The organism is Stenotrophomonas sp. MH181796 (assembly GCF_009659995.1).
Taxonomy (GTDB): Bacteria; Pseudomonadota; Gammaproteobacteria; order Xanthomonadales; family Xanthomonadaceae; genus Stenotrophomonas; species Stenotrophomonas riyadhensis.
Window position 1 is genome coordinate 442,051 of sequence record NZ_RAHU01000004.1, and the last position, 12,469, is coordinate 454,519.

Genomic DNA, 12,469 nt, shown 5'->3' on the forward strand with positions numbered 1-12,469 from the left:
GAGCGTGCCTCATGTTGCCGACAGTGCCGCCTGACTGCGGATCAACGAGATTGCCGATGCCCCATTCCTTTCAAATCCAACGGCCTTGGGTGTCGAGCCAGGTCGGCAAGGTTTCATTCCGTGACTTTTCAGGGGGTTATTGCAAGAAAGTAAAGTTTGAAAATCTATTCAGCGTTTTGGCCGGAAGCGGGCAAAAAAGGCCCCGCCGAAGCGGGGCCTGGTCCAGACACGAGGTCCGGAAAACGACGGGATCAGAAGTTGTACTTGACCTGGGCCGAGATCTGGCGGCCGTAGACGCTGTAGAAGCCGTCATTGAACGGGGTCGATTCGTTGCCCGGGTAGTTGTAGCGCTGGCCTTCCGGCAGCTTGTTGAACACGTTGTTGACCATCAGCGACAGGACCAGATCGTCCTGTGCCTGGTAGTTCATGCTCAGGTTGTACGTGGTGTACGAACCCCACTTGCCGGCCTTGGCGCCGGAAGAGTGGACGTAGCCGTAGCTGCGGCCGGTGTAGGCCAGGTAGTTCGGGGTGCTGCCGACGTAGTTGGCGTACACGGTGGTGGTGAACTTGGCGATGTTCCAGGCCACCGACAGGTCGCCGCGGACCTTGGCGAAGTTGTCGTAGTACCACATGTTGTACGGATCGCTCAGCAGATCCAGCTTGGCGGCACCCGGCATCGGCTGCACTTCACGCTTCAGCATGTTGGTGTAGTTGCCGGAGAACATCAGCGAGCCGAAGCGGCCGATATCCTGCTGGTACTTGGCCGCCACGGTCACCGCTTCCAGGTTCTGGCTGGCAACGTTGAGCTTCGGCGTGTACACGCGGGTCAGGTTGCCACCGGTATCGCGGGACACCCAGTTGGTCACGTCGCCGCAGCTGGCCGAGGTGTTGTTCGGCAGGCCGTTGTGGCACTGGTACTCGGCCAGCAGCAGCTGGTCGCTGCTGAGGGTCTTGACCTCGTTCTTGATCTTCCAGTTGTAGTAGTCCGCCGACAGCGAGAAGTTGCTGACCGGGGCCCACACCACGCCTGCACTCCAGACGTCGGCGGTGATCGGCTTCAGGTCCGGGTTGCCGGACTTTTCGCTGTACACCGAGGTCCCCTTGTAGAACGAGCAGGCCTCGTCACGCAGGCCATAACCCAGCTGGCTGCAGCGGTAGTAGTCGTTCTGGTTGGAGGCGTACGAGCCGCTCATGCCCTGGAAGGCATCGGACAGGGTCGGCGCGCGGAACGCGGTACCGTACTTGCCGCGCAGCAGCAGGCTTTCGATCGGACGGAATTCCAGGCCGATGCTGTAGGTCGCCTTGTCGACGGTCTTGTCGGCGATCTTGAAGGCGTCATAGCGGCCCGATGCGCTGACGGTCAGCGTGTCATGCAGCGGCATGCGCAGTTCGCTGGTGACCGCATAGTTGCTGCGGTGGCCGGCGCCGGCGACAGCGGTGGCGCCCCACACGTTGCCCTTGACGAAGGCCTGATCCGGTGAATAGTCCCAGCCTTCGCTGCCACCTTCCAGCACGACGGCCAGGCCGGCGTCGCCGCCCGGCAGGCTGAACAGCGAACCATTGGTCACCTGCACGCGACCCAGGTTCTGCCAGGTCTTGCTGCGGTGGGTGCCGTAGCCGGTGAAGCTGGCGAACTGGTCCGGGGTGATCGGCGAGTAGAAGGCCGCGTAGTTCGGGTTGTAGATGCCGAACTTGGCTTCCGGGTCCTTCGGGTCGATGTAGGTGCCCAGACGCTGGCCCATCACGTTCTGGCCGAAGAAGCCATCGATCTTGTCCTTCCAGCGCACGAAGCGGTTCTGGTCCAGGCGGTACTCGCCGCGGGTGAAGCTGGCGCTGTAATCCCAGTTGCCGACCATGCCCTTGCCGCCCAGGGTGACCTGGTAGGCGCGGCTCTCATCGGAGTTGAGGATGTTGTTGTAGTCGCCCTGGCCGATTTCTTCCGGAGCGAAGGAGCGCTGCAGGTTCACGACCTTGCCGGAGTTCTGGTCGTAGAAACCGCCCATGCTCGACTTGGTGCCCCACCACAGGGCGCTGGCGCCGGAGGTGAACTCGGTCTTTTCCTTGCTGTACAGCACGTCGGCGAACAGCTGGAAGTTGTCGTTCACGTCGAAGGTCATCGACGAGTAGAACTGGCCGCTGTTCTTGCCGTTCTTCAGGGTCTTGTAGCCGGCGCTGTACACCGAACCGCAGGACTCGCCCGACGGGCGCTGGCCGACCACGGTGGTGCCGTCGTACAGTCCGGCGACGTTGGCGCAACGGCTCGGGTCCATCATCAGCAGCTTGCTGTCAGCGTTGGTGATGACCGCGAAGTCGTTCGACGGCACCTGTGCGGTGTAGCCGACCGGGTTGTTCTGGCGGGTGATGTCGCGCTGGTAGCCCCAGATCGGGCTGCCGTTCTCGATCTGCACGTTGAACAGTGCATGGAAGCGGTCGTCGAACGCGTTGATGCCCTTGGCAGCGCTGAAGCGGATGTTGCTGCCGCCGCCTTCGGTATAGGTGCCGCCACGGACGGTCATCGTGCCGCCGTCCATGCGCTCCTTGAGGATGATGTTGACCACGCCGGCGATCGCGTCCGAACCGTACAGCGAGGACTGGCCACCCGGCAGCACTTCGATGCGTTCGACGATGTCGATCGGAATGCCGCTGATGTTGTTGAAGGTTTCGCTGCCGTTGTACAGCGCCGGATACGAGAGCATCGGGCGGCCGTTGATCAGGTACTTGGTGTAGCCCGGGTTCAGGCCGAACATGCCGGCGGCTTCGGCGCCCTGGGTGAACGAACCCGAGGTCTGGCCGCCCTGCAGGCCGCCGGTGGTCAGCGAGGACTGCTGCAGCACTTCAGCGACACTGCTGAAACCGCGGGTCTGGATGTCTTCGGCGGTGATGGACATCACCGGGGTCTGGGTCTCGACCTGGGTCTGCGGGATCAGCGAACCGGTGACGGTGATCTTGTCCAGGTTGGTCGCCTTGTCCTGGGCCATTGCCGGTGCGGCGGCCATCAGAGCGGAAATCAGGGCGACGGCGAGCGTGTTGCGACGTGCGGTGTTGCTTACGTATTTCATGTAGTTCCAATGGAGATCAAAAACAAAAACGGCACTGCGCATGCGCCATCGCGCGGACTGGAAATGCCAGCTCCGCAGCCCAAAACAGTGCGGATCGAACGTAACATGAACTTAACAATCTGTGCACGAATCTGTAGCAATCCTGAATTTCAGTCAGGTTGCGTCCAGCTTGTATGATGCTGGGTTATTCCCCCTGACCCCGCCGGTGCTCGTTGTGAACAGTTCTCCCCGCCGTCCTCATGCAAGCCAGGTCCAGAAGGGACTTACGCCGCATGCCCGCATCCGCAATGTGATCGCGGTTGGTTCGGGCAAGGGCGGCGTCGGCAAGTCCACCACTTCGGTGAACCTGGCCGTGGCGCTGCAGCAGCTGGGCGCCCGTGTTGGTGTGCTGGATGCGGACATCTATGGCCCCAGCGTGCCGGCCATGCTGGGCCTGTCCGGCCGCCCGGAAAGCCCGGACAACAAGAGCATCGAGCCGCTGCGTGCGTTCGGTGTGGATACCATGTCGATCGGCTACCTGATCGAAGAAGACACGCCGATGATCTGGCGTGGCCCGATGGCCACCTCGGCGATGACCCAGCTGTTCAACGACACCCTGTGGGACGACCTGGATTTCCTGCTGATCGATCTGCCGCCGGGCACCGGTGACATCCAGCTGACCCTGACCCAGAAGATTCCGCTGGCCGGTGCGGTGATCGTCACCACCCCGCAGGACATCGCCACGCTGGATGCGAAAAAAGCGCTGAAGATGTTCGAGAAGGTCGAGGTGCCGGTGCTGGGAATCGTCGAGAACATGGCGGTGCATACCTGCAGCAGCTGCGGCCATGTCGAGCACCTGTTCGGCGAAGGCGGCGGCGAGCGCATGGCCGCGCAGTACGGCGTGCCGCTGCTGGGCTCGTTGCCGCTGCAGATCGGCATCCGCGAACAGGGCGATGCAGGCACCCCGATCACCGTGGCCCAGCCGGATTCGGCGCCGGCCCAGGCCTACCGCCATGCCGCACAGCGCCTGATCGAGGAAGTCGGCAAGCGCCCGCGGGCCTCGATCCCGATCCTGTCGTCGCTGCTGTAAGCGCCGTGGCCGGTGCCGCCGGCCGAGGCCGGCCCCCTGCTAGAATCCTCGCGCCCCCTCGTACCCCCAGGACAAAGCATGAGCATCAAGAGTGACCGTTGGATCCGCCGCATGTCCGAGCAGCACGGCATGATCGAGCCGTTCGAGGCCGGGCAGGTCAAGCAGGCCAACGGCGAACGCATCGTCAGCTACGGCACGTCCAGCTATGGCTATGACGTGCGCTGCTCGCGCGAGTTCAAGGTGTTCACCAACATCAACTCGACGATCGTCGATCCCAAGCACTTCGATCCGGGCAGTTTCGTGGATATCGTCGGCGATGAATGCATCATCCCGCCGAACAGTTTCGCGCTGGCGCGTACCGTCGAGTACTTCCGCATTCCGCGCGATACCCTGGTGGTGTGCCTGGGCAAGAGCACCTACGCGCGCTGCGGCATCATCGTCAACGTGACCCCGCTGGAACCGGAGTGGGAAGGCCACGTCACCCTGGAATTCAGCAACACCACGCCGCTGCCTGCGCGCATCTACGCCAACGAAGGTGTGGCGCAGATGCTGTTCTTCCAGGCGGCCGCCGATGACATCTGCGAGACGTCGTACCGCGATCGTGGCGGCAAGTACCAGGGCCAGACCGGCGTGACCCTGCCGCGGACCTGATCGCTCGCGTCATCACCCATCGAAAACGCCGGGACATGCCCGGCGTTTCCGTTTCTGGCGCGTGCGCGGACATGGCCGGGCACTACCCTTATTTGCCGCGACCGAACAGCATCGCGATGCCGACGCCCACCAGGGCCACCGGCCACCAGGTCATCAGCAGCTTGGACAGGTTCAGATGCGTCCAGCCGAGGTTGCTGGCGAGCATGAACAGGCCGATCAGGATCAGCAGGATGGCGGCAACGAGGTTGAATCGCATCGGGTCGGCAAGGGCTCAGGAGTGGGCCGGATATCCTAGCCGTTCCTTCCAGTAGGCGACATGCTGGTCCAGCGCGGCCGGCTCGTAGCGGTGGGCAGGCCCGCTGCCCCAGACCGGACCCGGCCAGGCCGGATCGCCGTCATGGCGGCCGATCACGTGGAAATGCAATTGGCGCACGATGTTGCCCAGCGCCCCGATGTTGATCTTTTCAACCCCGTCGGAGCCCTTCAGGGCCTTGCAGGCGCGGTTGAGCTCGGTGCGCAGCTTGTCCTGCTGCTCGCCGTCCAGCTCGATCCACTCGGTCACCCCGGCCAGGCGCGGTACCAGCACCAGCCAGGGGAATCGTTCGTCGTTCATCAGCCGCACTTGCGACAACGGTCCTTCGGCCACCAGCACGCTATCGGTGGCCAGGCGTGAATCGAGTTCGAATTCGCTCATCCAAGATGCTCCGAGAAGAAGTCCAGGGTGCGTTGCAGCGCCAGGGTAGCGCTGTCTGGATCATACGCATGTCCGACCTCGCGGTTGAAGGCGTGATCGGCCGGATAGACGAAGGTGGCCATCTGCGGCAGCTTCTCGCGGTGGGCCTGGACCGCCTCCGGTGGGATGCTCTTGTCCTGGGCGCCGAAGTGGAAGATCACCGGGGCCTTGGGCGTCTCATCGAGGAACTGCACGTTGCGCGCACCGTAGTAGCTGACCGAGGGCAGGCCCAGCCGCACTGCCGACAGCATCGCCACGGTACCGCCCCAGCAGTAGCCGACCGTGCCGACCTTGCCGTAGGGAGCCAGTCGGGTTGCCGCGGCGCGGACCACTTCCAGTGCCTTCTCCATGCCCAGTGCGGCGACCCGTTCCAGGCCGTCCTTCACGCCCTCGGGGCTGTAGGGGAGGGCGTCGGGGTCGGCATCGGGGCCGTCGATCAGGTCGAAGAACGACGGCGCCAGCACCGCGTAGCCCTCGGCGGCGAAGCGCTCAGCCACGCTGCGGATGTGCGGGTTGGCGCCGAAGATCTCCTGCACCACCACCAGCCCGCCACGCGGGGTACCTTCCGGCAGGGCCTGCCAGGCCCGTACCGGGCCGTGATGCGTATCCAGGGTGATCCACTCGGCCATCGTCATCTACCTCGTTGCGGGGAACAGGACTGCATTGTCGGTGCTGCGCGGGTTAGCGCGGTGTCAGCGGCTGTGCGTGATCGGGCGACTGGGCGTTCAGAGCGAGGCAGCCAACCCCGGTATACTGGCGCCCTTTCAGGCCCCGGCCCCCAGGAACCCCTGCCATGGCGGCAGGGGCCCAGGCCCCCAGAGTCCCGCGATTCCATGTCCCAGCTGAACCCCAAAGTCGGCTTCGTCAGCCTTGGCTGCCCGAAGGCCCTTGTCGATTCCGAGCGCATCCTCACCCAGTTGCGGTCCGAGGGATACGACATCGTTCCGTCCTACGATTCGGCCGACGTGGTGGTGGTCAATACCTGCGGCTTTATCGATTCGGCGGTGACCGAGTCGCTGGACGCGATCGGCGAGGCGATGAACCAGAACGGCAAGGTCATCGTCACAGGCTGCCTGGGCAAGCGCCCGGAGCAGATCCGCGAGGCCTATCCGAACGTGCTGGCGGTGTCCGGCCCGCAGGACTACCAGAGCGTGATGGAAGCGGTGCACGAAGCGCTGCCGCCCAAGCACGATCCGTTCGTGGACCTGGTGCCCGACTACGGCATCAAGTTGACCCCGCGCCACTACGCGTATCTGAAGATTTCCGAAGGCTGCAACCACAAGTGCAGCTTCTGCATCATTCCGTCGATGCGCGGCAAGCTGGTGTCGCGCCCGGTGGATGAGGTGCTGCGTGAAGCCGAGCGCCTGGTGCGCGGTGGCGTGCGTGAGCTGCTGGTGGTATCGCAGGACACCTCGGCCTACGGCGTGGACGTGAAGTATGCCGAGAAGATGTGGCGCGACAAGGCCTACCAGACCCGTCTGAAGGCGCTGTGCGAAGGCCTGTCCGAGCTGGATGCCTGGGTGCGCATGCACTACGTCTACCCGTACCCGCACGTGGACGAGGTGGTGCCGCTGATGGCCGAGAATCGCATCCTGCCGTACCTGGACATCCCGTTCCAGCACGCCAGCCCGCGCATCCTGCGCCTGATGAAGCGCCCCGGCGCGGTCGAGAAGACCCTGGAGCGCGTGCAGAACTGGCGCCGCATCGCGCCGGACATCACCGTGCGTTCGACCTTCATCGTGGGTTTCCCTGGCGAGACCGAGGCCGAATTCGAAGAGCTGCTGTCGTTCCTGGACGAAGCGCAGCTGGACCGCGTGGGTGCGTTCGCCTATTCGCCGGTCGAGGGGGCCACCGCCAACGACCTGCCGGATGCGGTTCCGGAGGAAGTGAAGCAGGAGCGCCTGGCCCGCTTCATGGAAAAGCAGGCGCAGATTTCCGCCGCACGCCTGGAAGCCAAGATAGGTACCGTGCAGCAATGCCTGGTCGACGCCATCGAAGGCGATATCGCCGTGGCCCGCTCCAAGGCCGACGCCCCGGAGATCGACGGCCTGGTGCATATCCAGAATGCCGACCAGGTGCCGTTGCGCGTGGGTGAGTTCGTCGACGTGGAAATCACCGAGAGCGACGAGCACGACCTGTATGGTGACGCGCTACTGGCCGCCACCCGCCCGGCATTCGATCTCAAGATGCTGTGACCGCGGCGACGGCCGCCGCCGGTGACGGCAGCGGTGTCCGCCGCTTCGTGCCGCCGCCGCGTGTGGCGGTCGATCCACAGGTGTTCGCGCACCCGGTGTTTGCCGGGTTGCGCGACGTTGGTGATCTGTTGGAAGGCCCGGAGTGGCCGGCCGTCGCCGTGCTCGATGCACGCCTGTCACTGCCCGGCAAGCACTTGATCGAGCAGGATGCCACGCTGCTGGCAGACGGCCTGCACTATGAAGCCCGCATCGCGCAGGGCTGTATCGCCACCCGCGCCGACAACTGGCATGACCTGTTCAATGCACTGGTGTGGGCCCGCTACCCGCAGCTCAAGCTGGCGCTCAATGCGCAGCAATGCCGGCATATCGAGGCCATGCCGCCGGGCCAGCGCAACCGCGCGCAGGCGGCACTGACCCAGTTCGACGAAACCGGTGTGATCGTGCGCGTGCGCGACAACACGTTGCTGCGCGCGTGGGACCTGCACGACTGGCGTGTGCTGTTCGAACCGGCATGCTGGCAGAGCGGTGACATCGCCATCGCTGCGGTATTCGGTCACGCGCTGATGGAGCAGGCGCTGCTGCCGGGGCGTTTGCTGGTTGGCAAGTGCGTGGTGGTGCAGGGCAAGGACGATGAGGCCAGCATTGCCGAGGTGGCTGCCGCCATCGCCGAGCACAGGGCTGTGACCGATCCCCTGCAGCTGCGTCCGCTGCCGCTGGCTGGCATCCCGGGTTGGTACGAAGGACAGGATGCCGCCTTCTACGCCAGTACCGATTACTTCCGACCGCTGCGTGCCGGCCGCCAGTACCCGTTGCCGCTGGCGCGGTTGCCTTTGTAGCGCCGAGCCCATGCTCGGCTGCGTATGCCCATCAGCCGAGCATGGGCTCGGCGCTACAAAGGGCAGGCAGTCGAGCAAGGCTCGACGCTACACAGGCGCGTATTCCACCCCGATCACCGCAAAGGTGAACTGGCCGCCGGGCAGTTCCACCGAAAATTCATCATCCAGCCGCTTCTTCAGCAGCGCCCTCGCCAGTGGTGAATCGATGCTGATCCAGCCCAGGCCAGCATCGGTCTCATCCGGCCCGACGATTCGGTAGCGGCTGGTGTCGCCGCTGTCCACGTTCTCCAGTTCCACCCACGCACCGAAGAACACCGCCTGCGGATCGGTCGGCGTGGTATCGACCACGCGCAGCGATTCCAGGCGCTTGGTCAGGTAGCGCACGCGGCGGTCGATCTCGCCCAGCTGCTTCTTGCGGTAGGTGTACTCGGCATTCTCGGAGCGGTCGCCTTCCGCTGCAGCAGCGGCCAGGGCCTTGACCACTTCCGGCCGTCGCAACCGCCACAGCTCATCCAGTTCGGCCTTCAACCGGGCATGGCCGGAGGCGGTGATCAGGGCAGTGCTTTTTTCTGCGGGGGGACGCCAACGGGACATGCAATACGACTTCTTTTCTGGATGACGAAGTTGAGAGGGGGCGGGGCCCTTTCCCGGGGAAAGGGCTCTGACCTCGGCAGCGACAGATCAGCGCTTGCCGCCGAAGATGCCACCCAGCAGGCCGCGCACGATCTGGTTGCCCAGCTTGGTGCCGACGGTACGCGTGGTCTGCTTGGCCATGGTCTCGATCATGCCCTGGCGGCGCTTGGTGCCGAAGATCGCATCCTTGATCGCCTGGCCGAAACCGCCTTCCTGCGCTTCGTCCTGCTCGCGGCTGCGGGCGGCGGGAGCCTGCGCCTGCTCGACCGTCTTCTGCGCGCGCTGGGCCAGCAGCTCGGCGGCCGATTCGCGGTTGATCGCGGTGTCGTAGCGGGTGCCGACCGGGCTGCCGGCACGCACCTGGGCGCGCTCGGCCTCGGTGATCGGTCCCATCCGGCAGCGCGGCGGCGCGATCATCGTCTGCTGCACCGGCATCGGTACGCCCTTGTCCTGCAGCGTGGAGACCAGGGCCTCACCGGTGCCGAGCTGGCTCAATACCTTGGCCACGTCCAGCTTGGGGTTCGGCACGAAAGTCTCGGCGGCGGTCTTCACCGCCTTCTGGTCGCGCGGGGTGAACGCGCGCAGCGCATGCTGCACGCGGTTGCCGAGCTGGCCGAGGATGTTGCCTGGCACGTCGTCGGGGAACTGCGAGCAGAAGTACACACCCACGCCCTTGGAGCGGATCAGGCGCACCACCTGCTCGATACGCTGCACCAGCGAGGCCGGTGCGTCGTCGAACAGCAGGTGGGCCTCGTCGAAGATGAAGACCAGCTTCGGCTTGTCCAGGTCGCCCACTTCCGGCAGCTGCTCGAACAGTTCCGACAGCAGCCACAGCAGGAAGGTGGAGTACAGCTTGGGCTTGAGCACCAACTGGTCGGCGGCGAGGATGCCGATCATGCCGCGGCCGTCGTGGTTGACCCGCATGATGTCGGCCAGTTCCAGCGCCGGTTCGCCGAAGAAGTTCTCGCCACCGTCCTGCGCCAGGCGCAGCACCGAACGCTGGATCGCGGCGATCGACTGCGCGCTGACCAGGCCGTACTCGGTGGAGATGTCCTTGCGCTCCTCGGCGACCAGGCCGAGCAGGGCGCGCAGGTCATCCATGTCCAGCAGCAGCAGGCCGCGGTCGTCGGCCAGCTTGAATACGATATCGAGCACCCCGGCCTGGGTGTCGTTCAATTCGAGGATGCGCGACAGCAGGGTCGGGCCCATCTCACTGACGGTGGTGCGCACCGGGTGGCCGAGCTTGCCGTACAGGTCCCAGAAAATGGTCGGGCTGGCGGCCGGCGCATAGTCGGCCACGCCGATCTCGGCCGCGCGCTTGAGCAGGTTCTCGGCACCGGTGCCGGGCACGGCCAGGCCTGACACATCGCCCTTCACATCGGCCAGGAACACCGGCACGCCCAGCCGCGAGAAGCCCTCGGCCAGGGTCATCAGGGTTACGGTCTTGCCGGTACCGGTGGCGCCGGCCACCAGGCCGTGGCGGTTGCCGAGTTTCGGCAGCAGGGTGACGGCAATATCGTCGGTGATGCCTTTGCCGAGCAGAATCGGATCCATGGTCCAGCCCTTGTGGTGAATAGCCCAATGTTAACCGCCGGCGGTGACGGTCCGAAGGTCGGCTTGCCCGGACCTTGGCGGCGCCGCTACTCTGCCTGCCTGTTTCGCACACAGTGCCATCAATGCCCGTTCCTGTCCTGATTTCCCGTGGTTGGCCGCTGCTGGCCCTGGCCGGCCTGGTTTCCCTGGCGCCCGACGCCCATGCGCAGCGGGTTTCGGCCCGGGACAAGGCGAAGGTCGATGCGCTGCAGCAGCGCATGACCGTTGCCGAGAAGCGCTACAGCGATGCGCTGCTGCTGGTCGCCAATGCCGACCCCAAGGGCAGCAACGAGGCCGACGCCGCGCTGGAGGACATGGAGGATGTCCTCAACGACTGCGTCAAGCAGAAGGGCTGCCAGATGGGCACCCTGCTGGCCAGCTACAAGCGCCTGCTCAAGCATGACGCCGATGCCGCTGCCAGCGATGACGTGGCCGACGAGGGCGGCGACCGTCTGGAAGCCGACCCCGACCATATCGGCCCGCTCACCGCCGACGTGCCGGAGGCCGCGCGCGCTGCCGCGCTGCTGAACGACAAGCGGCACGCCTTCGACAGCATGGTCGAGTACAACCCGGCGGTGCAGGCCGGCATCCGCCGCTGGCTGACCGACATGCGCCCGGCGCTGCTGACCAGCTACGAGAATTACCAGAACCTGCGCGCGGTGATGTGGCCGGAGTGGGAGAAGCGAGGCCTGCCCGAGGCACTGCTGTTCGGCATCATGGCCAAGGAATCCAATGGCCGTGTGCATGCCTCCTCGCGTGCCGGCGCGGCTGGCCTGATGCAGTTCATGCCGGCCACCGGCCGCCGCTTCGGCCTGGGCCCGGACGGCACCGGCTTCGATACCCGTTTCGACGCGCGTAGCGCGGCCGAGGCCAGCGCCAGCTATCTCAACGAACGCCTGCGCGAACTGAACAACAACGTGGAAATGTCGGTGGCCGCCTACAACGGTGGTGAAGGCCGTGCCGCGCGCGTGTTCAAGCAGAGCGCTGGGCAGAGCTTCTGGACCGACAGCGTCTACAACCAGTTCCCTGGCGAGACCAAGGACTATGTGCCGATGGTGATCGCCGCGGCCTGGATCTTCCTGCACCCACAGCAGTACGGCGTGGAGTTCCCGAAGATCAGCGCGCAGCCGGCCACGCTGCGCCTGGCCAAGTCCACCACCATCTACGAACTGACCATCTGCCTGGGCAGCCACGGCACCCGTGATGGCTACATGCGCGCGCTGCGCAACCTCAACCCGCGCTATGAAGCCGATGGCTGGATTCCGGCCGGCACGCTGATCAACGCCACTACCCGCATCGCTGGCCTGTACCAGCGCAACTGCGTCAGTGGCCCGCGTGCCGACCTGGCCCGCACCCTGATCACCGCTGATCTGAACGCGGCGATCAAGCGCCCGACCGCGGCCAGCTATACCGGCAGCGTGGCGGTGGGCGGCGTGGTGCCGGTGGCCGATGCGGCAGCGTCCACCAGCGTGCCGACCGCACCGGTGGCCGCGGTGGCGACGCCACGCCCGGCACCGGCCCGACCGAAACCCGTGCGCAGCCACAAGGTGGGCAAGGGCGAGACCCTGGGCGCCATTGCCGCGAAGTTCCAGTGCGACGTGCCGACCCTGGCCCGCGCCAACGGCCTGAAAGCCCCGGCCTACAGTCTGCGCCACGGCCAGACGCTGAAGCTGCAGGGCTGCGACAAGTAATCCCCACGC

The 12,469-nt window shown here is 65.3% G+C and carries 11 protein-coding genes; 5 read left to right on the forward strand and 6 right to left on the reverse strand.

The annotated features are described in order from the left end of the window. Positions 1 to 251: 251 nt before the first annotated feature. Positions 252 to 3,059: a TonB-dependent receptor gene (locus D5301_RS12245; protein ID WP_153855803.1), complete on the reverse strand. Its 2,808-nt coding sequence runs from the start codon at positions 3,057 to 3,059 to the stop codon at positions 252 to 254. 214 nt (positions 3,060 to 3,273) lie between these two features. Here D5301_RS12245 and apbC point away from each other — a divergent pair, with 214 nt between their 5' ends. Next, the gene (gene apbC, locus D5301_RS12250) at positions 3,274 to 4,128 is read left to right on the forward strand and encodes an iron-sulfur cluster carrier protein ApbC (RefSeq protein ID WP_110714355.1); all 855 of its coding nucleotides are present in this window, start codon (positions 3,274 to 3,276) and stop codon (positions 4,126 to 4,128) included. 78 nt (positions 4,129 to 4,206) lie between these two features. Then, positions 4,207 to 4,779: a dCTP deaminase gene (gene dcd / locus D5301_RS12255; protein WP_010483020.1), complete on the forward strand. Its 573-nt coding sequence runs from the start codon at positions 4,207 to 4,209 to the stop codon at positions 4,777 to 4,779. A gap of 88 nt (positions 4,780 to 4,867) precedes the next feature. Here the strand turns inward: dcd and D5301_RS24030 are convergent, their stop codons facing one another. From D5301_RS24030 to D5301_RS12265, 3 genes are read right to left on the reverse strand one after another with little or no spacing between them, the layout of a single operon-like run. Next, positions 4,868 to 5,035, reverse strand: coding sequence for a DUF5668 domain-containing protein (locus D5301_RS24030; protein ID WP_180846270.1), 168 nt, complete (start codon positions 5,033 to 5,035; stop codon positions 4,868 to 4,870). Positions 5,036 to 5,050: 15 nt separating this feature from the next. Then, the gene (locus tag D5301_RS12260) at positions 5,051 to 5,473 is read right to left on the reverse strand and encodes an HIT family protein (protein ID WP_110713023.1); all 423 of its coding nucleotides are present in this window, start codon (positions 5,471 to 5,473) and stop codon (positions 5,051 to 5,053) included. Continuing rightward, a complete protein-coding gene (locus D5301_RS12265; RefSeq protein WP_153855804.1) occupies positions 5,470 to 6,141 on the reverse strand; it encodes a dienelactone hydrolase family protein in 672 nt (223 codons plus the stop codon). The genes D5301_RS12260 and D5301_RS12265 overlap by 4 nt, the downstream gene beginning before the upstream one ends. A gap of 204 nt (positions 6,142 to 6,345) precedes the next feature. On the opposite strand from D5301_RS12265, the gene rimO reads away from it, so the two are divergent. Together rimO and D5301_RS12275 are read left to right on the forward strand one after the other, a co-directional pair. Further along, positions 6,346 to 7,707 carry a 30S ribosomal protein S12 methylthiotransferase RimO gene (gene rimO / locus D5301_RS12270; protein ID WP_153855805.1) on the forward strand — a complete coding sequence of 454 codons (1,362 nt, stop codon included), beginning with the start codon at positions 6,346 to 6,348 and terminating at the stop codon, positions 7,705 to 7,707. Continuing rightward, positions 7,704 to 8,543 (forward strand): DUF3025 domain-containing protein, encoded by an 840-nt coding sequence (locus D5301_RS12275; RefSeq protein WP_324187317.1) that lies wholly within the window; start codon positions 7,704 to 7,706, stop codon positions 8,541 to 8,543. Before rimO ends, D5301_RS12275 begins: the two co-directional genes overlap by 4 nt. Positions 8,544 to 8,630: 87 nt before the next feature. Here the strand turns inward: D5301_RS12275 and greB are convergent, their stop codons facing one another. Both greB and D5301_RS12285 read right to left on the reverse strand, forming a co-directional pair. Next, positions 8,631 to 9,137, reverse strand: a complete 507-nt coding sequence (gene greB, locus D5301_RS12280; protein ID WP_110713018.1) for a transcription elongation factor GreB — start codon at positions 9,135 to 9,137, stop codon at positions 8,631 to 8,633. A gap of 87 nt (positions 9,138 to 9,224) precedes the next feature. Next, on the reverse strand, positions 9,225 to 10,730 hold the full coding sequence (locus tag D5301_RS12285) for a helicase HerA-like domain-containing protein (protein WP_110713017.1): 1,506 nt from the start codon (positions 10,728 to 10,730) through the stop codon (positions 9,225 to 9,227). A 122-nt stretch (positions 10,731 to 10,852) separates the two neighbouring features. On the opposite strand from D5301_RS12285, the gene D5301_RS12290 reads away from it, so the two are divergent. Beyond that, positions 10,853 to 12,460 carry a transglycosylase SLT domain-containing protein gene (locus tag D5301_RS12290; protein WP_110713015.1) on the forward strand — a complete coding sequence of 536 codons (1,608 nt, stop codon included), beginning with the start codon at positions 10,853 to 10,855 and terminating at the stop codon, positions 12,458 to 12,460. The last annotated feature ends 9 nt before the right edge of the window (positions 12,461 to 12,469 follow it).